General features: G+C 70.6%; 19 protein-coding genes. 8 read left to right on the top strand and 11 right to left on the bottom strand.

Annotated features, from left to right (window positions below; translation table 11 throughout):
- Window positions 1–7: 7 nt before the first annotated feature.
- From AB5J53_RS17570 to AB5J53_RS17540, 7 genes are all read right to left on the bottom strand, one after another.
- Window positions 8–1,402, bottom strand: coding sequence for an amino acid permease (locus AB5J53_RS17570; RefSeq protein ID WP_369246595.1), 1,395 nt, complete (start codon window positions 1,400–1,402; stop codon window positions 8–10).
- A gap of 121 nt (window positions 1,403–1,523) precedes the next feature.
- Window positions 1,524–2,417 (bottom strand): TauD/TfdA dioxygenase family protein, encoded by an 894-nt coding sequence (locus AB5J53_RS17565; protein ID WP_369246594.1) that lies wholly within the window; start codon window positions 2,415–2,417, stop codon window positions 1,524–1,526.
- Between the two features lie 15 nt (window positions 2,418–2,432).
- A complete protein-coding gene (locus tag AB5J53_RS17560) occupies window positions 2,433–3,782 on the bottom strand; it encodes an LLM class flavin-dependent oxidoreductase (RefSeq protein ID WP_369246593.1) in 1,350 nt (449 codons plus the stop codon).
- Window positions 3,779–4,513 (bottom strand): ABC transporter ATP-binding protein, encoded by a 735-nt coding sequence (locus tag AB5J53_RS17555; RefSeq protein ID WP_369246592.1) that lies wholly within the window; start codon window positions 4,511–4,513, stop codon window positions 3,779–3,781. Before AB5J53_RS17555 ends, AB5J53_RS17560 begins: the two co-directional genes overlap by 4 nt.
- Window positions 4,489–5,331 carry an ABC transporter permease gene (locus AB5J53_RS17550; protein WP_369246591.1) on the bottom strand — a complete coding sequence of 281 codons (843 nt, stop codon included), beginning with the start codon at window positions 5,329–5,331 and terminating at the stop codon, window positions 4,489–4,491. Before AB5J53_RS17550 ends, AB5J53_RS17555 begins: the two co-directional genes overlap by 25 nt.
- A gap of 5 nt (window positions 5,332–5,336) precedes the next feature.
- Window positions 5,337–6,404: an ABC transporter substrate-binding protein gene (locus tag AB5J53_RS17545; RefSeq protein ID WP_369246590.1), complete on the bottom strand. Its 1,068-nt coding sequence runs from the start codon at window positions 6,402–6,404 to the stop codon at window positions 5,337–5,339.
- Window positions 6,405–6,616: 212 nt separating this feature from the next.
- A complete protein-coding gene (locus tag AB5J53_RS17540) occupies window positions 6,617–7,840 on the bottom strand; it encodes an ROK family protein (RefSeq protein ID WP_369246589.1) in 1,224 nt (407 codons plus the stop codon).
- Between the two features lie 463 nt (window positions 7,841–8,303).
- Between AB5J53_RS17540 and AB5J53_RS17535 the strand changes: the two genes are divergently transcribed.
- The gene (locus AB5J53_RS17535; RefSeq protein WP_369246588.1) at window positions 8,304–8,879 is read left to right on the top strand and encodes a biotin transporter BioY; all 576 of its coding nucleotides are present in this window, start codon (window positions 8,304–8,306) and stop codon (window positions 8,877–8,879) included.
- A 3-nt stretch (window positions 8,880–8,882) separates the two neighbouring features.
- Here AB5J53_RS17535 and AB5J53_RS17530 read toward each other — a convergent pair whose 3' ends face one another.
- A complete protein-coding gene (locus AB5J53_RS17530; protein WP_369246587.1) occupies window positions 8,883–10,235 on the bottom strand; it encodes an FAD-binding oxidoreductase in 1,353 nt (450 codons plus the stop codon).
- A 115-nt stretch (window positions 10,236–10,350) separates the two neighbouring features.
- Window positions 10,351–11,073, bottom strand: a complete 723-nt coding sequence (locus AB5J53_RS17525; protein ID WP_369246586.1) for an LPXTG cell wall anchor domain-containing protein — start codon at window positions 11,071–11,073, stop codon at window positions 10,351–10,353.
- 183 nt (window positions 11,074–11,256) lie between these two features.
- On the opposite strand from AB5J53_RS17525, the gene AB5J53_RS17520 reads away from it, so the two are divergent.
- Entirely contained in the window at window positions 11,257–13,359 is a 2,103-nt protein-coding gene (locus AB5J53_RS17520; protein WP_369252292.1) for a protein kinase, read from the top strand.
- A 126-nt stretch (window positions 13,360–13,485) separates the two neighbouring features.
- Here AB5J53_RS17520 and AB5J53_RS17515 read toward each other — a convergent pair whose 3' ends face one another.
- Window positions 13,486–14,970 (bottom strand): amino acid permease, encoded by a 1,485-nt coding sequence (locus AB5J53_RS17515; protein WP_369246585.1) that lies wholly within the window; start codon window positions 14,968–14,970, stop codon window positions 13,486–13,488.
- A 206-nt stretch (window positions 14,971–15,176) separates the two neighbouring features.
- Between AB5J53_RS17515 and AB5J53_RS17510 the strand changes: the two genes are divergently transcribed.
- Together AB5J53_RS17510 and AB5J53_RS17505 are read left to right on the top strand one after the other, a co-directional pair.
- Window positions 15,177–15,665: a ribose-5-phosphate isomerase gene (locus AB5J53_RS17510; protein WP_369246584.1), complete on the top strand. Its 489-nt coding sequence runs from the start codon at window positions 15,177–15,179 to the stop codon at window positions 15,663–15,665.
- Window positions 15,666–15,840: 175 nt separating this feature from the next.
- On the top strand, window positions 15,841–16,650 hold the full coding sequence (locus AB5J53_RS17505) for an Fpg/Nei family DNA glycosylase (protein WP_369246583.1): 810 nt from the start codon (window positions 15,841–15,843) through the stop codon (window positions 16,648–16,650).
- A 13-nt stretch (window positions 16,651–16,663) separates the two neighbouring features.
- Here AB5J53_RS17505 and AB5J53_RS17500 read toward each other — a convergent pair whose 3' ends face one another.
- Window positions 16,664–17,893, bottom strand: coding sequence for a GNAT family N-acetyltransferase (locus tag AB5J53_RS17500; RefSeq protein ID WP_369246582.1), 1,230 nt, complete (start codon window positions 17,891–17,893; stop codon window positions 16,664–16,666).
- 160 nt (window positions 17,894–18,053) lie between these two features.
- On the opposite strand from AB5J53_RS17500, the gene AB5J53_RS17495 reads away from it, so the two are divergent.
- The 4 genes from AB5J53_RS17495 (at window position 18,054) to AB5J53_RS17480 (ending at window position 23,214) form a co-directional block, all read left to right on the top strand.
- Window positions 18,054–19,226: a PP2C family protein-serine/threonine phosphatase gene (locus AB5J53_RS17495; protein WP_369246581.1), complete on the top strand. Its 1,173-nt coding sequence runs from the start codon at window positions 18,054–18,056 to the stop codon at window positions 19,224–19,226.
- A 288-nt stretch (window positions 19,227–19,514) separates the two neighbouring features.
- Window positions 19,515–20,312, top strand: a complete 798-nt coding sequence (locus AB5J53_RS17490; RefSeq protein ID WP_369246580.1) for an ABC transporter ATP-binding protein — start codon at window positions 19,515–19,517, stop codon at window positions 20,310–20,312.
- The gene (locus tag AB5J53_RS17485) at window positions 20,312–22,762 is read left to right on the top strand and encodes an ABC transporter permease (protein WP_369246579.1); all 2,451 of its coding nucleotides are present in this window, start codon (window positions 20,312–20,314) and stop codon (window positions 22,760–22,762) included. The genes AB5J53_RS17490 and AB5J53_RS17485 overlap by 1 nt, the downstream gene beginning before the upstream one ends.
- A complete protein-coding gene (locus tag AB5J53_RS17480; RefSeq protein ID WP_369246578.1) occupies window positions 22,759–23,214 on the top strand; it encodes an HD domain-containing protein in 456 nt (151 codons plus the stop codon). The genes AB5J53_RS17485 and AB5J53_RS17480 overlap by 4 nt, the downstream gene beginning before the upstream one ends.
- Window positions 23,215–23,229: the final 15 nt, after the last annotated feature.

Below are 23,229 nucleotides of genomic sequence, written 5' to 3'. Positions count from 1 at the left end.
AGGGGCGTCAGTGACGGGCCCGCGCCCTCTGCCAGGCGTAGCCGACGGCCGCCAGGAACAGCGTCATCCCGCCCGTCGAGTAGAGCTGTACGCGGGTGTCCGGCTCCCGGGCCATCAGGACGAAGATCGCCGCCATGCCCGCCAGCGCGACCCATGTCAGCACCGGGAACGCCCACATCCGCACGACCAGCTTCTCCGGGGCCTCCCGCTCCACCTGGCGCCGCAGCCGCAGCTGCGAGACCGCGATGAAGATCCAGACGACCAGGATCACCGCGCCGATCATGTTCAGCAGCCAGGGGAAGACGTCGTTCGGGCGCCAGTAGCTGAGTACGACGCACACGAAGCCGAAGACGGAGGACGCCAGCACCGCGATGCGCGGGACCCCGCCCGACACCCGGCCGAGCGCCTTCGGGCCCTGGCCGCGCGCCACCAGCGAGTACCCGATGCGCGAGGCCCCGTAGATGTTGGCGTTCATCGCCGAGAGCAGGGCCACGAGGACGACCACCTTCATCAGCTGCGCGGCGCCCGGGATGCCCAGGTGGTCGAGGGCTGCGACGTACGGGCCCTTCTCCACGACCTCCTTGGAGTCCCACGGGACCAGGGTGACGATGACCGCCATCGAGCCGACGTAGAAGAGCGCGATGCGCCACATGGCGGTGCGTACGGCGCTCGCGACGCCCTTGACCGGGTTCTCCGACTCGGCCGCCGCGATCGTCACCGTCTCCAGGCCGCCGTACGCGAACACCGAGGCGAGCAGGCCGATGACGAGCCCCTCGCTGCCGTTCGGCAGGAAGCCGCCCGCACCGGTGAGGTTCGAGGCGCCGGGGGAATCCGTGCCCGGCAGGACGCCCGCGATGGCCAGCACGCCAAGGACCAGGAACAGGCTGATCGCGCCGACCTTCAGCGCGGAGAACCAGAACTCGAACTCGCCGAAGTTCTTCACGGCGGCGAGATTGGTGGCGCAGAAGACGACCATGAACAGCGCCACCCACGCCCACTCGGGCGTGCCCGGCAGCCAGCCGGTGACGATCTTCGCGGCGCCGATGCCCTCCAGGCCGACGGCCGTGCACAGCAGCACCCAGAACGACCAGCCCGCGGTGAAGCCCGCCCACGGCCCGATCGCCCGCTCCGCGTGCGCGGAGAAGGAGCCGGACGACGGATAAGCGGCCGACATCTCGCCGAGCATCCGCATCACCAGCATGACGAGCAGACCGGAGACGGCGTACGCGATGACGATCGAAGGCCCGGCGGCGGCGATCCCCGCGCCGGACCCGACGAACAGGCCCGCGCCGATCACACCGCCGAGGGCGATCATCGACAGGTGGCGCTGCTTGAGGCCGTGCGAGAGGGAGACGTCCGTGTCGGGGGTGCCGGGAGGGGCGTCGAGGGTGGTGCGGGACATGAGAGCGGGTGGTCCCTTACGTGCGAGTGGCAAAAACGCCCACAGTCTGGGCAGCCTCTCCGCTCAGAGGGAGAGGCTGCCCACTATGCGGACACGCGCCGCACGGTGAGTGACGTCCGCGTTACGCGGCGACGGACGTGTAGTGCGAGGCGTCGCCCGCGATCGAGTAGCTCTCCTTGCCCTCGATGCCGACCGGCACGTCACCGGCGACGGTCACGCGGTGCAGACGGCGCGGCAGGCCGTCGTAGTTGTCGATGGCGTAGTGCTGGGTGATCCGGTTGTCGAACAGGACCAGCTGGTTCGGGGACCAGCGCCAGCGCAGGATGTTCTCCGGCCGGGTGACATACGCCTGGAGCAGATCGAGGATCTTGCGGGACTCGCCCGCCGACAGGCCGACGATCCGCTGTGCGAAGCCGCCGATGAACAGCCCGCGCTCGCCGGTCAGCGGGTGGACCCGGACGACCGGGTGGGCGGTGCGGTACTTGATGGAGGTGAACTGGGCGCGCTGTGCGGCCTGTTCCTCGTCGATCTGTTCGTCCGGCACCGCGTAGTCGTAGTCGTTGGTGTGCTCGGCCCACAGCGTGTCGGCGAGCGCGCGCAGGGGTTCGGGCAGGTCGCGGTAGGCGGCCGCGGAGTTGGCGATGAGCGTCTCGCCGCCGTACGGCGGGATCGTGATGCTGCGCAGGGTGCTGGCCTGCGGCGGGTTGAGGACGAAGGTGACGTCGGTGTGCCAGTGGTTGGCGCGGCCGCGCTCGCTGTCGACGGGCAGCACGTTCGGGGCGCCGTCCACGGCGGACACGGTGGGGTGGGCGGTGGTGAGGTCGCCGAAGTGCCGGGCGAACGCCTGCTGGCCCTCGTCGTCCAGGTCGACGTCGTCGAAGACCAGCGCCTTGTGCTCGTTGAGGGCGGTGCGCAGGGCGGCGACGGTCTCGTCGTCGAGGGGCTTGGCGATGTCGACGCCGGATATCCGGGCGCCGATGTTTCCGGTGACCTTGTGGATCTGGATGTCTGCCATGGCGGGCGGGTCCTTTCAGACGAGGGCGGGTGCCGGGGTGACGTGCTGGTTGGCGGGGCGCGGGAGGCCGTAGCGCTCCCGCAGGGTCTGCCGCGTGCCGTACTCCACGCGGAGCAGGCCGCGGGCGCGGAGGATCGGGACGACGTGGTCGACGAAGAGCTCGAGGCCGGACGGCAGGACGGCGGGCATGATGTTGAAGCCGTCGGCGGCGCCGTGCGTGAACCACTCCTCGATCGCGTCGGCGACCTGCTCGGGCGTGCCGGCGAAGGTGAGGTGTCCGCGTCCGCCGCCGAGCCGGCCGATCAGCTGCCGGACCGTGAGGCGTTCGCGCCGGGCGAGTTCGACGATGAGCGTGTAGCGGCTCTTGGCGCCCTCGATGGCGTCCTCGGGAGGGAGGTCGGCGGGGAGCCGGGCATCCAACTCCAGTGTTCCGGGCTCGAGTTGCAGCAGTCTCTCGAGGCGGTCCACCCCGTGCGTGTACACGATGTGGTCTTCGAGGACCTGCTCGTTCGCCCGTGCCTCGGCCTCCGTGGAGCCGAGCACCGGGACGATGCCGGGCAGCACCTTGATGTGGTCGGGGTCCCGACCGGCCGCCGACGTACGGGACTTGAGTTCGGCGTAGAAGGCCTGCGCGTCGGCGAGGGTCTGCTGGGCGGTGAACACCGCCTCCGCGTACCGGGCCGCGAACGCCTTGCCGTCCTCCGAGGAGCCCGCCTGCACGAGCAGCGGGTAACCCTGCGGCGAGCGGGGCACGTTGAGGGCGCCCTCGACGCTGAAGTACGTCCCCTTGTGCCGGGGCGGGTGGATCTTGGTGTCGTCGCCCCAGACACCGGCCGCCTTGTCCCCGACGATCGCGTCGTCCTCCCAGCTGTCCCAGAGCTTCAGGGCCACGTCCAGGAACTCGGCGGCGCGGGCGTACCGGTCGGCGTGTGCGGGTTCGTGTTCGAGGCCGAAGTTGCGGGCGGCCTCGGCGCCGGCGGTGGTGACGATGTTCCAGCCCGCCCGGCCGCCGCTGATGATGTCCAGGGAGGCGAACTTGCGGGCCAGGTTGTAGGGGGAGTTGTAGGAGGTGGAGGCCGTGGCGATCAGACCGATGTGCTCGGTGGCCGTCGCCAGGGCGGTGAGCAGGGTGAGCGGTTCCAGGGCGCCGGCCGGCCGCTGGGCGAGGTTGCCCCACAGCTGTGGGCCGTCGGCGAGGAAGAGGGAGTCGAAGGTCCCCCGCTCGGCGATGCGGGCCAGCTCGACGTAGTGGGCGAGCTCGACGTGGGCGTACGGGTCGCTCTCCGGCAGCCGCCACGACGCCTCGTGGTGGCCGGTGTTCATCAGGAACGCGTTGAGGTGGAGACTGCGGGCTGGGCGGGTCACTTGTGGTCCTCCGTGACGCCGAGGGCGGTCAGCAGCCGCTCCCGGTACTCGCCGAGCAGCGGGTCCCGGTACGAGCGCGGATGCGGGCGGTCGATGGTCAGGTCGAGGCCGATGCGGCCCTGGTCGAGCACGAGCACCCGGTCGGCGAGCACGATCGCCTCGTCGACGTCGTGCGTGACGAGCAGGACGGAGGGCCGGTGGCGTTCCCACAGCTCGCGCAGCAGGACATGCATCCGGATCCGGGTGAGCGCGTCGAGGGCACCGAACGGTTCGTCGGCCAGCAGGAGTTCGGGCTCGCGGACGAGCGAGCGGGCGAGGGCGGCGCGCTGGGCCTCGCCGCCGGACAGCTCGTTGGGCCAGGCGCGTTCGCGGCCTTTCAGACCCACCTCGACGAGGGCCTCGCGGCCCCTCTGCGCCGCTTCCTTGCCGTCGAGGCCGAGGAGTACGTTGTCCAGCACCCGGCGCCAGGGCAGCAGCCGGGAGTCCTGGAAGACCACGGACACCCGCTCCGGGGCGGTGAGCTGACCGCTCCCCGCGACCTCGTGGTCGAGGCCCGCGACGGCCCGCAGCAGCGTGCTCTTGCCGGAGCCGCTGTGCCCGAGCAGGGCCGTGAACTGTCCGGCCGGCAGGTCGAGGTCGATGCCGTCGAGGACGGTACGGCCGTCGAACGACCTCGTCAGTCCGCGGAGTTGGACGGCCGGCCGGGTCAGCTGCTCAGTGTGCGGCGCCATGACAGCACCCTCCGTTCGATGAGACGGACCGCGCTGTCGGAGATGAGGCCGAAGACGCCGTAGACGAGCAGGCCTACGAGGATGACGTCGGACTGGCCGTAGTTCTGGGCCTGGAACATCAGGTAGCCGAGTCCGCTCGTGGCGTTGATCTGCTCCAGGACCACCAGGCCCAGCCAGGAGCCGGTCACCCCGAGCCGGAGCCCGACGAAGAAGCCGGGCAGCGCTCCGGGAATGACGATCTGGCGGATGAAGGCCCACTTCGACAGGCCCTGGACCTCGGCGAGTTCGACGAAACGGCTGTCGATTCCGGACAGCGCGGCGTGCGTGTTGAGGTAGATCGGGATGTAGACGACGATGGCGATGATCGCGATCTTGAACGTCTCACCGATGCCCAGCCACAGGATGAACAACGGGATCAGACCAAGGGTCGGGATCGCCCGGTTCAGCTGCACCGTCCCGTCGATCAGCGCCTCGCCGACCCGGCTGAGCCCGGACGCCAGCGCGAGGGTGACCCCGGCCGTGAGGCCGATGGCGAATCCGTACCCGGCGCGCTCCAGCGAGGTCAGGATGTCGGTGGGCAGAGTCCCCGCGGTCCACAGATGACCGGCCGTCTTCAGGACGGTCCAGGGGGCCGGGATCGCGCCGGGGTCGAGCTGTCCGGCGGCGGAGGCGACGGCCCACAGGGCGACGATGAAGGCCGGGCCGATGAGCCGGGAGGCGGGCAGGCGTTTGCCGGGGGAGAGGCCTCGGCGCCGCCGTCGTACCCGAGGGCTCTCTTCCTGAGCCGTCACCGGAGGGGCAGTGGTCGTGGTGGTCACGGCGCTCACCTCCGGTACTCCGCCGCCACGGCCTTGGCGGCGATGTCCTCGAAGCGGTGGTCGAAGAGTGAGGAGACGTCGAACTTCTTCACGAAGCCGCCCTCCGCCAGCAGATCGGCGGTCTCCTGCTCCCACTTGATGGCCTCGTCCCAACTCGGCGGGAACAGCGGCTTGTTGGCGAGCTTGCTGATCGACCGGGCCTGGGGGAGGGTCAGGTTCTGCGTCTTGACGTAGAACTCCTCGTTCCAGGTGTCGGGGTGCTCGTACGTCCAGACCTGGCCCTTGGCCCAGTACGGGATGTACGCGGCGACTGCGGCCGCCTTCGCGGAGTCGTTCAGCACCGAGACCGGCGCCCACAGCAGGTTGAGGAGGTCGACGACGTCCGTGGTGATGACGTGCGCGCCCTTGGACTTGTACTGCTGCAGATAGGCGGGCGACTGGCTGTTGGCGAGCGGCGCGATGTCCACCTGGCCCGACTGCAGGGCCGTCAGGAACTGGTTGCTGGTCAGTGGGACGAGCTCGACGTCGTCGTACTTCAGCCCGGCCTTCTCGAGCGCCCGCAGGAGTACGACGCCTTGCGCCTGGCCCTGCGAGAAGGCGAGTTTCTTGCCCTTGAAGTCCGCGACCGACTGGATGTCACTGCCGGGCTTGGTGGCGAAGAGGTAGTTGGGCTTGCGGGTGATGTTGATCGCGACGATCTTCGCGTCGAAGCCCTGATAGTGCGCCTGGATCGGCGGAATGCCCGCGTTGTTGGCGACGTCCAGGGACTTGGCGCGGAAGGCGTTGATGACGTCGGGTCCGGCGCCGATGTTCACCCAGCTCGACACCTTGAAGGGCAGGTCGTCCAACTTGGCCAGCTTGAACTGGAGTTGCTGGGTGTTCTGGTAGGACGCGATCTTCAGGCTCGTACCGGCCGGGACCTTGTCGGCGAGCGGGGCGGACGAGGCGCCCTTGGTGTCGGCGGCGGCGCTGCTGCCCGCGCAGCCGCTGAGACCGGCGACGCCGGCCGCGGCGCCGAGCAGGGAGGTGAGGAAGAGCCGTCGGTCGACACCCGACACGGGAGAAGAAGGCATGGAAGTACTCCGTGAGTTCGGAAGAAGGCAGGAATGCATGCGGAATTCCGGGCGCGGGGAAGCCCAGGGAAAAGGGAATTCACGCAGGAAGAAATGAGCGCTTCACACGCGGCAACGTGTCAGCAACAAAGGGTGCGACAGCTCACGAACGGGCTCATGAGCAGGATGTTCCTGGTCAAGTGCAACTCCTGTCAACATTCGGAGTTTCTGAATTAAATAGCCTCAGGTGAAGCGGCCAGCGGATCCCGGTAGAGCACGTCGAGTGCCACCGAGCCGCCGGCCACGGCGAGTACGGAATCCGGGAAACTCGTCGGCACGACGGAGGCCGCGCGTTCGTCACCGACCCCCTCGCGCAGCGCGCCGAGGCAGTCCTCCCGGTGAATGATCCCGACCTCGGTCACGACCACCGTCTCCGGATTGAGCACGTCGAGCAGCAGCCGCACCGCCCGTCCGATGGCGCGCGCCCGCTCCACCAGCAGCCGTACGGCCTCCGGGTCACCGCCGGCCGCCGCCGCGACCACGTGCATGGGGTTCACGCCCTCGACGACGCCCGCCTCCCGTGCCCGCCGGCACAGCGTCCGCTCGCTCAACTCCGCCTGGAGGCAGCCGATGCGCCCGCAGTCGCAGGGCTCCGTGCCGCCCGGCACCGGCAGATGGGCGATGGCGCCCGCCTGCGAGCGCGGCCCGTGGTGCACCTCGTCGTGGGTGGCGAAGGCCGCGTCGACGACGTTGCCGACGAACAGGTGCAGCACGCTCCCGCTGCCCCGCACCAGCCCGAACAGCCGCTCCCCGTTGACCAGCGCCCGCGCGTGCCCGTCCACATGGACCGGCAGCCCGGTGCGCTCGCCGAGCACCTCCCGCACCGCCACGTCCCGCCAGCCGAGCAGCGGATGCTCGACGACGGTCCCGGACTCCCGGTCCACCCACCCGCCGACGGCCACGCCGACGCCCAGGGGTCTGCAGCCGGGGGCCCCGGCCAGCAGCGTCCCCAGCCCGTGGGCGGCCCGCGCCAGCACCGCACCGGGATCGGTGCCCTCGTGCTTCAGCTCGCGCCGGGCCACCACCTTGCCGCGCAGATCCAGCAGCGCGACCGTGGTGTACGGCACCGCCACATGCACGCCGCCGACCACGAACCGTGAGTCGTCCAGGTCGACGGGGACGTGCGGACGCCCCACCCCGTTCGACCGCCGGGGCGCGGCCGCCTCGCGGATCAGGCCGAGTTCGGCGAACCGGGCGCAGTAGTCGGTCACCGACGCCGGCGAAAGACCGGTCAGCCGGGCGATGGTGCTGCGGGCCACCGGACCGTGCTCCAGCACGGACCGCAGGACGACGCTCGCGCTCGTCCTGCGCCGGTCGGGATCGGCGGCGCGCGGTATGCGGGAGGGGGGAGAAGTAGGGGCGGGGGAGGTGAGAGTGGGTGCCGCGGTACTGGGCATGGCGATCATCCTCGGGAACGGGTCCGACACTGCGCCGTCTCGTAAGTGAGGCGCACGGGATCCGCTCCGCCCGCCTCGCTAAGGACGGCGACAGGCGGCCGCGCTCACACGTCGCAGGTCGACATGGCGACGCGACGAGAAGTTCCGGGCCTGGGCAACCATGTGCTCGAAGCTAGCAAAACGGGCCACCGCTGCCCAGACGGCGACCGACGGGCGAGACGGCATCCGTACAGACGGCTGACACATTTGGTGAGTCCCTACAGACAGCCTGCGTCGCAGTCACGTAGGGCAAGCCACTCCACCTCAGTGACCGGCATCACGCCGTACCCGGTGTAACGCACACTCTTGTCGGGAGTCCACCAAGCCCCCGTTCGGTCCTTTGTCGACCACTGACGGTGATCGCCCACGCACCCCTGGGATAGCGTCACCGTGTCCCAACCTGCCCGCACCCGCCGGAGTCCCCATGAGCACCGCTGTCGCCACCGCCCGCCCCGGAGAGGTCCTCGCCGACCTCCTGCCCGCGTCTCGCGTCCGTGACGTCGCCCTTGTGCTCGGCGGCGCCGCCCTCACCGGCCTGGCCGCCCAGATCTCCCTCCCGGTACCGGGCTCCCCCGTGCCGGTGACGGGCCAGACCTTCGCGGCGCTCCTCGTCGGCACGGCGCTCGGCGCCGGCCGGGGCCTCTTCTCCCTCGCCCTGTACGCCCTGCTCGGCCTGGCCGGTGTCCCGTGGTTCGCCGGCGGTGCCTCCGGCGTCACCGTGTCCTTCGGCTACATCCTCGGCATGCTCCTCGCCTCCACCGTCGTGGGCGCCCTCGCCCGCCGCGGCGCGGACCGCTCGGTCCTGCGCATGGCCGGGGCCATGCTGCTCGGCGAGGCGATCATCTACGCGATCGGCGTCCCGTACCTGGCCCTGGCCACCGGCATGTCGGCGAGCGCGGCCATCGCGGCCGGCCTCACCCCGTTCCTGATCGGCGACGCCCTCAAGGCCGCCCTGGCGATGGGCGCGCTGCCCACCGCCTGGAAGCTGATCAACAAGTGACGCTCAGTCGCTGATGTTGTAGTTCCTGCGGAAGAGGTTCGCCGGGTCGTACTGAGACTTCAGCCCGGCGAGCCTCTTCCGCGTTCCGGCGTCGTACAGCCCCTCCGTCCGATCGCCCGCCCCGAACGCGAAGTTGAGCGCACGCCCGATCGTCCACGATGCGATCCCCTCGAACGCCGGGTCCAGCACCTCGCGAGCCTGCTCCCGGTCGGCCATCGCCAACAGCCGTACGAGGAAACGCCCTTCGCGGTGGGGTACGGAGTTCGGCGCGTCCTGCGCCAGTGCCCCGCCCAGATGGTTGATCTGCACGACGCACATCGCGGTCGCGTCCGGACCGGTGCGGGCGAGGAGTTCGCCCGCAGCGGCCGCATCCAGTTCACTCAGCACCGCGCTGTCGCCGTAGTACGTGTGCGGGAAGTCCGGGTCGCTGTGGATGGTGTGGCTCTCGGCGTACGGCATCTCGCGCAGCGAGTCCGCGAGGACAGGCCCGATCTCCCGCAGCGGGGCGACGACCCGCTCACCGTCCGCGCCCGTGTACGCCACGCGTACGGAGATCACGTACCGCCCGCGCAGCTGCGCCGGCATCCCCGGCACGTCCGGGTACGGCACGGCCGCGAACGACGAGGTCAGCCCGTCCGGCACGGTCCGCGTCCAGCGCTCGTACGCCCGCAGTACGGCCACCGGATCGACCGCGCGCCCGTCGAAGGCGAGCGAGCCGCCGTACAGCCGCGCGACCGGTACGAGGCCGATCTCCAACTCGGTGACGACGCCGAAGTGGTGGCCGCCGCCGAGGAGCGCCCAGTACAGGTCGCCGTCCGAGGCGGGCGTCACATGGCGGAGCCGGCCGTCGGCGGTGACCACGTCGAGCGAGCGCACATGATCGGCGGCGTACCCGAACTCCCGTGCCAGGATGCCGAGTCCGCCGCTGAGCGTGTACGAGACGGCGCCCACGCCCGGCGCCGATCCGTTCAGCGGGGCGAGCCCGTACGGCTCGGCCGCCGCGACGACCTGGCCCCAGCGGACGCCCGCCTGGACCCGGACGGTGCGCGCCTGAGGATCGACGCTCACCTCGTCCATGCGTTTCGTCGTGATCAGGACGCCGCCCTCCGCCGCACCCGGCAGCCCGTGCCCGGTGGCCTGCACGCCGACCGGCAGGCCCGCGGAGGCGGCGTACCGCACCGCGGCGGCCACGTCGTCGGCCGACGAGGCGGCGAAGATCAGGGCGGGCCGTTGCGCGAAGCCGGTCTGGAAACCGGCGAGTTCCTCGTCGTACCCGGGCTCACCGGGGCGAAGGACGAGCCGGTCACGGTCTGCGGAGTTCCGGTCCTGGTATGCGGTGTTGTCGACGGTGTCCATACGGCTCATCGTGGCGGCATTACTTGACAAGTGCCGTCAGGTTTTCCGGAGTCATGAAAAAAGGTGGGCCGGGATGCCACGCTCGGCATCCCGGCCCGCCCTTGGCGGTCGCTGTTCAGGACTGCTGCTGCCGCGGTCGCCGCGTGGCCCACCACAGGCCCGCCGCTCCCGCGGAGATCAGCGTCGCGCCCGCCGCGCCGAGCGGCAGTACGTCGCTCCCCGCGCCGGTCTTCGGCAGCTGGTCACCGCCGGGTGCCACCGGCTTGTTGTCGGTGCCGAGCAGCAGCGGGGTGGCCGGGGCGTTCGGCGACGGGTTCGTCGTACCGAACGGCACCGGGCCCTGCTGCCAGTACGTCTTCTTCCCGTCGCCCGTCTGCACCGGGAGGCAGATCTTCCCGGTCTTGCTCAGATCGAACGTCGCGTCGACCGCGTACGACTTCGACTTGCCGGCCGCGAGATTGCCGACCGAGCAGACGAAACCACTGTTCGATCCCTTGGGCAGATCCTTGTCGGCCATGGCGGTGCAGCCCTTGACGCCCTTGACCTGAAGGCCGTCGAAACCGACCACCAAAAGCCTGATGTCGCCGCTGTCCTTGGTTCCTTCGTTCTTTACCGTGGCGGTAATCGCCGTCTTCTGTGAACTGTTGTCGACCGAGATCTTCTCGGGCAGCAGCGTGGTCAGCTTTACACCCGCCGGTGCCTCGTCAATTACCTTTCCCCCCTTGCTGCTCCCCGGTCCCTGGTCGTCCGCGACGGCGGTGAAGGAAAGGATCATCACGGCCGAGAAAGATGCCGTGAGCAGCGATCCCGCGATGGTCGTCGTGTGACGAGAACTCATGTTCGTCCCCCTTGGCTGCGCCTGAATTCGCAGTACTTGAAGAGGTACCACAAGATTTCTCCGCACTATGCTGGTACGGCCTGAAGTGTGACCATTGTGTTTCTGTTGTGACGAGCGATTGTGGCTGATGTTGAGGGGGTGCAGGGATTGTCGGCGAACGTACAGGGCGGTGTTCCGGGATTACTGGTGACGGGGCGTTATCGGCTGGTCGAGAGTATTGGGCAGGGGGGAATGGGGCGGGTGTGGCGAGCCGCCGACGAAATGCTCGACCGGCAGGTCGCGGTCAAGGAAATGCGTATCGACGGACTCGATCCCGAGGACACGAGGACGCGCCGCGAACGCACACTGCGCGAGGCAAGGGCCACGGCCCGGATCGACCATCCCAACGTCGTCCGCATCTACGACGTCGTGGACGAGGGCGAGCGGCTGTGGATCGTCATGGAACTCGTCGCCGGGCGTTCCCTCGAACAGATCGTGGTGGAGGACGGACCGCTCGGCGCGCCCGAGGCGGCCCGGATCGGGCTCGAACTGGTCTCGGCGCTGCGCCAGGTGCACGCGGGGGGAGTGCTGCACCGCGACATCAAGCCGGGCAACGTCCTGGTCGAGCGGCGCGGCCACCGGGTCGTCCTCACCGACTTCGGCATCGCCGCGCTGCAGGACGCGGAGGCGCTCACCATGGTCGGGATGCTGGTCGGCTCCCCCGACTACATGGCGCCCGAACGGATCTCCGGCCGCCCGCAGGGCCCGCCGTCCGACGTGTGGTCCCTGGGCGCGACCCTCTGCGCGGCCCTCGGCGGCCGCTCCCCGTTCTCCCGCTCCACCACGCTGGCCACCCTGCACGCCGTCCTGTACGAGGAGCCCGAACTCCCCGCCTCGGCAGGCGACTTGCGGGACATTCTGGCCGCACTCCTGGAGAAGGAGCCGTCGACCCGGCCCGGCCTTGAGGAACTTGAGGCGGAGTTCGCGGCGATCGTGCACCGGGGATCGGGGGCGGGGGTGGGCACTGGTCCCGCCGAACTGCCGGATACGGGGCCCGAGTACGACTTCGACTCCGAGTACGAATTCGAGTACGCGACCGAGACTCAGTCAGAGTCAGAGTCAGAGTCAGAGTCAGAGCCCTGGCCCGGGCTTGGGCCCGAGCCCGGGGCCCAGCCGGTGTCCAGTTCCGAGCCGGAGCCGGACGTGCCGGAAGCCACCCCACCGCCCCTTCCGCCGGCTCGCGAGGAGTCGCCCACGCCCGCGCTCCTCGACGCCCAGCTGCTACGTGCCGCACGGCAGCCCCCGTCGGACCTCCCCGAGGCCACCCCACCTCCGGAAGAACAGCGCGCCCCCGAACCCGAGCCCGTACACGACGCGATACCGCCGCACCGCACCCCGACGCGAGAGAGCCCACCCGACTTCGAGAAGGACCCGAAGAGGCCACCGAAGAAGCGTCCGGAGCAGTCGCCCGCCTCCGCCCCCAACGCCTCCACCGAAGTCCCCTCCGAACTGCGCGCGGAGGTCGGCTCGGAGATCCCCTCCGTCGGCGCTCCCGACCCGTCGGCGCACACCGCGACGGCGGTGACCGCGGCACGGCTGCCGACGGCGCCCGGCCCCGGCGTGATGCCTCCCGGCGAACTCCCCGGCCCCGCCGTGCCGTCCAGCGGCCCGGGACAGAGCAGGCGTCGTATGGGGCTGGCCGCGGCCGGTGGTGTGGTCGCCGCGGGAGTCGTCGCCTGGGTCGTCATCGCGGCGACGGGCGGATCCCCCGACGACGGGACCGGGGCTTCCTCCGGATCGTCCGTGCCGACCGCCTCGTCGGCAGGCACTGGTGGCTCCCCGTCCCCCTCGTCCACGGTCGAGGGCACCTCGCGGCCGCCCAGCCTGCCCCCGGGAGCCCATAGGGAGGCCGGCGGGTATGCCTGGGTGACGCCCAAGGACTGGCGTCGCGACCTGAAGACGGGCTCGGAGGTGCACTACACCTCACCCGACGGCGAACAGGAACTCGCGGCCAAGTCCTCGCTGGCCAAGGGAGACCTGATGCAGACGTGGCAGACCTCGGAACGGAACGCGCGCCAGGGGCGGGACTACCAGAAGATCCGCCTGGACCGGACGACGTTCCAGGGCAGGCCCGCGGTCGTCTGGGAGTACACCTTCACGCTCAAAGGTGTGCACTGGCACGCCCTGCTGCTCGGCTTCGACGCCGACGGCAAGTCGTACCAGATCAACACCTGGTACCAGCCGGACATCGAGAACCGGGCACTCCAGGTCTACCAGCGGGTCAAGAGCAGCTTCACGGTCCTGTGACCCGGGGCCGTGTGGCGCAAACGACGCGTGGCGCAAACGAAAGGAGGGGCTCCGCGGCGATGACCATCGCCGCGGAGCCCCTCCCGCATGTCACATCACGACGCCGTGCCCGGCGTCGCGCTCGGCTCAGCCGACCTTCACCGGATCCTCGTCCCGAGGCTCGGCGGCCGCGAGGGGCTTCACGGAGGGCGCGCCCGCCCCGACCTTCTGCCGGACGACGGCGATGACGAGGACCACGGCCGCGACCAGCAGCGACAGCAGCACGGTCTCCCGGCCGTCGTGTTCCGTATCGGTCAGCATGTACCCGAGCACGAAGACGATCAGCGCGGCCGTCGCCCAGGTCAGGTACGGGTACAGCCACATCTTCACGACCAGCTTCTCCGGCGCCTCGCGCTGGATGATCTTCCGCATCCGCAGCTGCGAGAAGCAGATGACCAGCCAGACGAACAGGGCGACCGCACCGGAGGAGTTGACCAGGAAGAGGAAGACCGAGTCCGGGAACTTGTAGTTGAAGAAGACGGCGACGAAGCCGAAGACGACCGAGACGACGATCGCGGCCATCGGCACACCGCGCGAGGTGGTCTTCGCGAAGGCCTTCGGCGCGTCACCGCGCTGACCGAGCGAGAAGGCCATGCGGGAGGCCGTGTAGAGCCCGGAGTTGAGGCAGGACAGCACCGACGTCAGCACGATGAAGTTCATGATCTGACCGGCGTGTGCGATACCGAGGGAGTCCAGGGCGGCGACGTACGAGCCCTTGTCCTTGATCGACGGGTCGTTCCACGGGAGCAGGGCCACGACGACGAAGATCGAGCCGAGGTAGAAGACGCCGATCCGCCAGATGATGCTGTTGGTGGACTTGGTGACGGCCCGCTGCGGGTCCTCGGACTCACCGGCCGCGAGGGTCGCGATCTCGCTGCCCATGAAGGAGAAGACGACCAGCAGTACGCCGGTGAGGATCGCGCCGGGGCCGTGCGGCAGGAAGCCGCCGTGGTCGGTCAGATTGCCGAGCCCGGCCTTGTCGCTGTCGACGCCCGGCAGCACACCGAAGACGGCGAGCGCGCCGACGATGATGAACGCGCCGATCGCCACGACCTTGATCCCGGCGAACCAGAACTCGAACTCGCCGTACGACCCCACGGACACCAGGTTGGTGGCGGTGAGGACGATCATCACGATGAGCGCCCACCCCCACTGGGGCACGGCCGGGATCCATCCTTCGAGGATCTTGGCGCCGGCGGTGGCCTCCACGGCCAGCACGACGACCCAGAAGAACCAGTAGAGCCAGCCGATGGAGAAGCCGGCCCAGCGGCCGAGCGCGCGGTCGGCGTGCGCGGAGAACGAACCGGAGGTCGGGTTCGCGGCGGACATCTCGCCGAGCATCCGCATCACCAGCACCACGAGCGTGCCGACGAGGGCGTATGAGAGGAGGATGCCGGGTCCGGCGGTGGCGATGCCGGTGCTGGAGCCGACGAACAGCCCGGCTCCGATGACACCACCGATGGCGATCATGGACAGATGACGGTTCTTGAGTCCGGCCTGGAGGCCGCCACCGGGTTCTCCGGGGCCTCCGGGGCCGCTTGCGGCCTTCGTGGGGGTCGGCTGCGAGGTCATGAGGGGGATTCCTTTGCGCCGGTGAGCAGATTCCCGTGCATGAGCGGTGTACGGGTCGGACCAGTGAAACGGAGGCAAAGGAATTCGTGAACCTTTGAATCCAGATCGTTACTTGAGGTTTCCCTGAGGTTCTGTAGTATAGCTCACAGTTTTCGGGGTCGAACCCCCGCGGCGCGGCGGCGAAACAGCCGTGTCACACTCGGACCATGCGCGTGTACCTCGGCTCCGATCATGCCGGTTTCGAACTCAAGAACCACCTCGTCGAGTGGCTCAAGGCCGCCGGTCACGAGCCCGTCGACTGCGGGCCCCTCATCTATGACGCCCAGGACGACTACCCGCCGTTCTGCCTCCGCGCCGCGGAGCGTACGGCGGCCGATCCCGAGTCCCTCGGCATCGTGATCGGCGGCTCGGGCAACGGTGAGCAGATCGCCGCGAACAAGGTGGCCGGGGTTCGTGCCGCCCTCGCCTGGAGCGAGGAGACGGCGTCGCTGGGCCGCCAGCACAACAACGCCAATGTCGTCGCCGTGGGCGCCCGCATGCACTCGGAGGACGAAGCGACGAAGTTCGTCGAGACCTTCCTCAACACCCCCTTCTCCGGTGACGAGCGCCACATCCGCCGCATCGACATGCTCTCGACCTACGAGACGACCCACGAACTCCCCCCGATCCCGGCCCACCACCCGCAGCAGCCGTAGCCCCGTCGGGGCTTGTCGCGCAGTTCCCCGCGCCCCTGATAAGGGGCGCGGGGAACTGCGCGATCTTTTGGCGGGGGTCTGGGGGCGGCAGCCCCCAGGGGACGGGAATGGGCAGGGGCGGAGGGGGCGAAAAACGCCCGGGCCGTCAGACGGCAGACAACAGCAGGAGGACCCCGTGCCCGAAGGGCACACGATTCACCGGCTCGCCGAGGACTACCTCGCGAGCTTCGGCGGCCGCCCGGCCCGCGTCACCAGCCCGCAGGGCAAGTTCACCGCGGCCGCCGCCCTCCTGGACGGCACGGAACTCGGCACCGCGGAAGCCCACGGCAAACACCTCTTCCTCGGCTTCCGTGCAGCGGAATGGATCCACATCCACCTGGGCCTCTTCGGCAAGGTCAACTTCGGCGACGCCCCCGCCCCACCCCCCACGGACACCGTCCGCCTCCGCCTGGCGAACAACACCGCGTACGTAGACCTCCGCGGCCCCACCACCTGCGCCCTGATCACGGATACCGAGAAGCAGGCGATACACGACCGCCTCGGCCCGGACCCCCTGCGCCCCGACGCCGATCCGTCAGCGGCGTACCACCGCGTCTCCCGCAGCCGTACGACGATCGCCGCCCTCCTCATGGACCAGAAGATCATCGCGGGCGTGGGCAACGTCTACCGCGCGGAGGTCCTCTTCCGGCACGGCATCGACCCGTACCGCGCCGGCAAGGACCTCACGCCCACGGAGTGGGAAGCGGTCTGGACGGACCTCGTGGATCTCATGCGCGAGGGCGTCCGCAACAACCGCATCGACACGGTGCGCCCGGAACACACCCCCGAGGCGATGGGCCGCCCGCCGCGCGTGGACGACCACGGCGGCGAGGTCTACGTGTACCGCAGGGCCCACCTGCCCTGCCACATCTGTGGCGGCGAGATCCGCACCGCCGATCTCGCCGCCCGCAACCTGTTCTGGTGCCCGACCTGCCAGAAGCCGTAGCCGGGCGCTGCCGTCAGAAGCCGTGCGGCAGCCAGGGCGCGACCACGGACGAGAAGGCCACGGACGCCTCCGTCAGCGCCCCCTGCCGCAGCTCCCGCACCCGCCCGGCCGCCGCGAGCGAGGCGAGCGACACCCCACCCAGATACGCGGCCCCCAACTCCCGTACGGTCAGGGCGAGATCCGCCGCGTCTTCGGTACGCACGCACGACGCGCCCTTGGCGTCCCCGGTGAGCCGCCAACGCCCCTCGTTCCAGGGGCAGAACGCGTCCTCGACCTCGAACACCACGTCCACCGGCGCCTGATACGTGCGCGCCTCCAGCGCGGCGCCGACATCGACGAGCCGTACGTGCAGCGAGTCCTTCATCCGCAGATTGCAGCGCCGGATGTCGGACACCAGGTGCTGCACGTCCTCGTCGACAGGCCGGGCCCGGGTGCGCAGCGTGGACGTCAGGTCGAGGTCGAAGAGGAAGCGCCACAGCGCGGCCCGCGCCGCCGGGTCGAGCCCCTCGAGGTCGATCAGGATCACGGACCCGTTGTGCCCGGACGGGCCCCACTCCGGCTTGACCCGGAAGCGCGCGTAGCCGACGACCTCGCCGTCCCGCTCGGCGAGTACGCACTGCAGCGGCGACGCGCCGTCCCGCTCGCTCTCCGGGTCGAGGACCTGGAGGCGCTCCCAGCCGGGCTGCCGCGCCAGCATCCCCGGCCGGCGGGGAACCAGGCGCGCGTACACCGCCTCGCACGCGTCGAGCACCTCGGCCGGCACGGCGTAGCGCAGATGTACGTCGTCGGTGCCGGGCGGCACCGACAGTCGTGCGCGGGTGGTGTCGATCTCGGCGTTGAGCTGCAGCGTGCCGATGCCGTAGCCGAACCGGCCGTAGATCGCCGGCTCCGAGGCGGTCAGGACGGCGAGCGGCTCGCCCCAGGCGCGGATGTCGTCCAGCTGGCGGCGCATCATCGCGGTCAGCACCCCGCGCCTGCGGTGCGTGGCCGCGACGCTCACCATGGTGATGCCCGCGGCCGGGACACAGGCGCCGCCGGGGACGGTGACACGGAACGAGAACGCGCCCGCCGTACCCACGCACTGATCGCCGTCCCACGCTCCCAGGGAACGGTCGTACTCTGTGAGCGCGTCGTACAGCTCGCGCTCCTCGGACGACTCCGGGACGCCACCGAACGCGCGAATGAGGTTGTCGTACCAGACATTCCAGTCGGCCTGCTGCAGCACCCGCACGTCAGTCGTCATAGCCCATGCCTACCAGGGCAATGCGGTACGAGCGAGGGAATTTCTCCCCCGCCGTCACGGTGCCCTGTGTGAAGTTCTCTGTGAAGTTGAGCGCTCGGACGGGGGACAAGTGGGACCTCCCGTGCCAAGCACCTGGTCCGATGGATAGGGTCCCGAACTAATGGCAGCAGGACGAGAGCGGCGCGCGGAAGCCGATACGTTCACGGCCCGGTTGAAGAAGCAGTGGCACCGGGCCCGCACAGGGCTGCGCAGATCCGCCGTCGACTACTTCCGTGGGGACGGTTCGGACTGGATCGCGCTGGCCGGTCTGCTGATCACGATTCCCCTGATCGCGGCTACGACGCTGGTGAACTCGGTGTGGTGCTCGCCCGCCGCCCTGGTCCTCCCGATCGTGGCCGGAGGCCTCCTGCTGCGCCCGGCCAGCCTGCTCGGTCTGTACGCGGCCGCCGCCACCGCGCTGATAGTGGAGTCCGTGAAGCTGGGCCCGTACACCGAGGGCCCGTCCCGGGTGACGCCGGGCGTGGTGCTGGTGGTCGCGGCCTGCGGCTTCTTCGGACTCCTGATCGCGCAGTTCCGCAGCCGGGTGGGCGTGCCCTGGCGGCGGGGCGGCACCATGCTCTTCGACCTCCGAGAACGCATCCGGGTGCAGAGCAAGCTGCCGAAGCTGCCGCTGGGCTGGCACCGCGAGATGGCGCTGCGGCCGGCGGGCGGGCAGTCGTTCTCGGGGGACTTCGTGGTGGCCGCCCGTACGAACGGAGGCCGCACCCTGGAGGTCGTCCTCACGGACGTCTCGGGCAAGGGCATGGACGCGGGCTCGCGCGCGCTCCTCCTCTCCGGAGCCTTCGGAGGCCTCCTGGGCTCCCTCCCTCCGCACGCCTTCCTTCCGGCCGCGAACGGCTACCTCCTCCGCCAGGACTGGGACGAGGGCTTCGCGACCTCGATCCACCTGGTCCTCGACCTGGACTCCGGGGACTACGAACTCTTCTCCGCCGGACATCCGCCGGGCCTGCAGCTCAGCGCGGGCAGTGGGCGGTGGGAGGAGAAGGTCGCGGAAGGCCCCTTGCTGGGTGTGTACGACGGCGCCCAGTTCGATCCCGTGAAGGGCTCGCTGCGTCCCGGAGACGTGTTGATGCTGTTCACGGACGGACTGGTGGAGACCTCCGACCGCGACATCGTCGAGGGCATCGACCGCCTTACCGGCGAAGCCGACCGCTACGTGGCAGGCGGCTTCCACGGAGCCGCCTGGCACCTCATCGAAGCCGTGGCCCGGGACGTCAACGACGACCGCGCCCTCCTCCTGATCTGCCGAGAGGTCCCGACCCCGGCCCGGTGACGCACAGGATGGTTCTCGCCCCAGACCCCGTTCGCGCAGTTCCCCGCGCCCCTGAAAAGGGGCGCGGGGAACTGCGCGATCTTTTAGCGGGGGTCTGGGGGCGGCAGCCCCCAGGGGACGGGCAGGGGCGGAGGGGGCGAAAAAATCCCAGCCCAGCCCCCCACAACCGGTAGTGGGGTTCTCCCCACCCCAAGTCGGCGGCAGCCCTCATGGTCCAGACCCCGTGCGCATCCGTACGTTCGAGACATCACCGAATCGGATGTGACGGACGAAAGGACGGGACCCACCATGGGCCTGCGAAAGAAGCGCCACGAGGACGCGCCCGCGGGCCCGACCCACGACTGGGCGGTCGAACTGCACGGCGTACGACGGCAGTACGGCCGAGGCGGCTCCGCCGTACACGCCCTGCGCGGAATCGACCTCGCCCTGGCCCGCGGCACCTTCACCGCGGTCATGGGCCCCTCGGGCTCAGGAAAGTCCACGTTCCTGCAGTGCGCGGCAGGACTCGACCGCCCGACCGCCGGCACCGTACGCCTCGGCGGCACGGACATCACCGGCCTGAGCGAGAACAAACTGACCGCCCTGCGCCGCACCCGCCTCGGCTTCGTCTTCCAGGCCTTCAACCTGCTCCCGTCCCTGACGGTCGAACAGAACGTCGTCCTCCCGACGCGGCTGGCCGGCCACCGCCCCGACCGCCGCCGCGCCGCCGAAGTACTCGCCCAGGTCGGCCTCGCCGACAAGGCACGCCGCCGCCCCGGCCAACTCTCCGGCGGCCAGCAGCAACGCGTCGCGATCGCCCGCGCACTGGTCACCCGCCCCGACGTCGTCTTCGCGGACGAACCGACCGGCGCGCTCGACACGACCACCGCCGCGGAGATCCTCGGTCTGCTCCGCCAGGCCGTCGACGGCCTCGGCTCCACCGTCGTCATGGTCACCCACGACCCCGCGGCGGCCGCCTGGGCCGACCGCGTCCTGTTCCTCGCCGACGGCTCCATCGCCGACCGCCTGGAGCGCGCCTCGGCCCAGCGGATCGCGGCCCGGATGACGGCGCTGACCGCACCCGCGTACGCCGGAGCGGCAGCCTGATGCTGATGCCCAACGGTCTGGCCCGCGCCGCCGTCCGCTTCAAGCCCGCGGGTTTCGTGGGCACGTTCGTCGCGCTCGCAATGGCCGCGCTGATCGTGTCGGCCTGCGGCATCCTCCTGGAGACGGGCGTACGGGCCTCGGTGCCGCCCCAGCGCTACGCCGGCGCGCCCGTGCTGGTCGCCGCCGACCAGCGCGCCCACCTCGTCAGCGGCCACGGCGAGGACCGCGAGGACGAGGCCGTACAGGTCCCGGACCGGGTCCGGCTCGACAACTCCCTGGTGGCGAAGGCCGCTTCGGTGCCGGGAGCGCGTACGGCGGTCGCCGATGTGACCTTCCCGGTGCGGACCGCAGCGCACGGCGCTCTCACGGCCCACGGCTGGGGCTCCACGGCCTTCACCGGCGAGAAGCTCACCTCCGGACACGCCCCCGGCAACGGAGAAGTCGTCGTTTCCCAGGGCGCGTCCGTGGGGGAGCGCCTCACCCTCACCACCGCCGAAGGCCCCCGCACCTTCCAGGTGTCCGGAACGGCCCGGCAAGCCACCCCCAGCGCCTGGTTCGCCGACTCCGAAGCCGTACGCCTCTCGCCGCACCCGGGCCGGATCGACGCCATCGCCGTACTCCCCAAGGACGGCGTGCGCACCGAGACCCTCAAGTCCCAAGTGGCGCACGCGCTCGGCGACAAGGTGGACGCCAAGGTGCACACCGGCGACGACCGCGGCGCCGTCGAGGACGCCTCGCTCGGCTATGCCAAGGAGATGCTCACAGGGCTCGGCGGCTCCTTCGGGGGCGTCGCCACCCTGGTGGCCGTCTTCACCGCGGCCGGCACCGTCGCGCTCTCGGTCGGCCAGCGCGCCCGCGAGTTCGCGCTGCTCAGGGCGATCGGGACGACCCCGCGGCAGATCCGCCGCACGATCGCCACCGAGGCTCTGCTCGTCGCGCCCCTCGCGGGACTCGTCGGCTGCCTGCCCGGGATCGCCCTGGCCCGCTGGTGGTTCGGGCAGCTCCAGGACAAGGGCGCGGTCCCGCGGGCCGTGGACCTGTCCGTCTCGTACATCCCGCCGCTCTCCGCGGTCGGCACCGTCCTGCTCACCGCGCTGTTCGCCGGCTACATGGCGGCCCACCGCACCTCACGCATCAAGCCGGGCCTGGCGATCGGCGAGGCGTCCGTGGAGCGGCTGCGGCCCGGCTGGATCCGTACGCCGCTGGGTGTCGCGGCGGCGGCCGGCGGCTTCGTCTGCGCGGGCCTCGCCGCCTCGCTGACCGGCGAGGACGCGGCCAACGCCTCCCTCGGCGTCGTCATGCTCTTCATGCTGGCCGTGGCGCTGCTGGGCCCGCTGGTCGCACGCGCCTGCGCCGCGCTGTTCGGGCTGCCGTTGCGCGGGGCCGGCGCGTCAGCATCGCTCGCGGCCGCCAACTCCCGTACGAACGCCCGTCGGCTGGCCTCCGCGATCACCCCGATCGTCCTCGCGATGGCCTTCTCCTGCGTACTCGTCTTCATGCACACCAGCGAGGAGCGGGTCACCCAGGAGCAGCAGCGGGACGGCATCGTGGCCGACCACATCGTCACCTCGGACACCGGCCTCGCCCCGGACGCGCTGGACCGGGCCGCCCGCGCGCCCGGAGTGACCTCCGCCGTGGGCCTGTTGAAGACCGCCGTACTGATCCCGGTGAGCGGCTCGCTGGAGTCGGCCTCCACGCAGGGCGTGACGGGCACGCCGAAGGACCTGGCGCGCGTCCAGGACCTGGACGTGAAGCACGGCTCCCTGTCACTGAAGCCCGGCGAGGTGGCGATCGACGCCTCGCTCGCCGACAGCGCCCACGCCAAGGTCGGTCAGCGCGTCGAGCTCCGGCTGCCCGACGGCACCAAGGTCTCACCGACGGTCGTGGCGACGTACGGCCGCGGTCTGGGTCTGTCCCAAGTCACCTTGAATCGGGCTGATTTGGCGACACACGTCACCAGCTCCTTCGACACCGAGATCTGGACGAAGGGTGGCACGGCGAGCACGCTGGCCGAGCTGGGCACGGTCCTGGACCGAGGCGACTACACCACCGCCCAGTCCTTGGACCGGGAGCTCAACGCCTGGGCGAACACCGTGATGGCGGCGGTGCTCGGCGGATTCGCGGCCGTCGCCGCCGTCAACACCCTGGTGATGACGGTCCTCGACCGCCGGCGTGAACTGGGCACGCTCCGGCTGATCGGCTCCACCCGCCGCCAGGTGCTGCGCATGATCCGGTGGGAGGCCCTCCTGGTCGTCCTCGCCGGCATCGCGATCGGCACGGCCATCGCGCTCGCCACGCTCGTGCCGATGATGAAGGGGCTGACCGGGCAGGGGCCCTACATACCGCCGCTGCTGTACGGCTCGTTCGCCGCGACGATCGTCGTGCTCGGCGTGACGGCGGCGACCGTCCCGGCCCGCGCGGCGCTGCGCGGGGAGACACTGGAGGAGTGACGCAGACTCTTCTGACCCTGGCCGAAGTCGAAGCCCTCGCCCGCGAGGCGCACGCCGCCCAGACCGACAAGGCGGGGCGGCCGTACGCCGAGCACCTCCAGGCCGTGGCGGAGGGCGTCCGCGAACGCGGCGGCGACGACGAACAGATAGCGGCCGCCTGGCTGCACGACGCGGTGGAGGACGACGCGCTCTCCGAGGACTGGCTGAGCGAGGCCGCGCTGACCCGGCGCACGAAGGACATCGTGCTGGCGCTCACCAAGCGGGAGGAGGAGCCGCCGGAGTCGTACGCGCGACGCATCCGTACGACCCCGGGTGCCCTCCTGGTGAAGGTGTCGGACCTGGCGCACAACGCCGATCCGGCCCGGCTCGCGGTCCTGGACGAGCACACCCGGGCCCGGCTGACGAAGAAGTACGCGGCGATGCGGGCGCTGCTGGGGCTGCCGCCGTCCTGAGCCGCCCAAGCCCCT

The organism is Streptomyces sp. R41 (assembly GCF_041053055.1).
Classification (GTDB): Bacteria; Actinomycetota; Actinomycetes; order Streptomycetales; family Streptomycetaceae; genus Streptomyces.
Note: the sequence above shows the minus strand (reverse complement) of the source record. Positions and strands in the feature narration are given on the sequence as shown.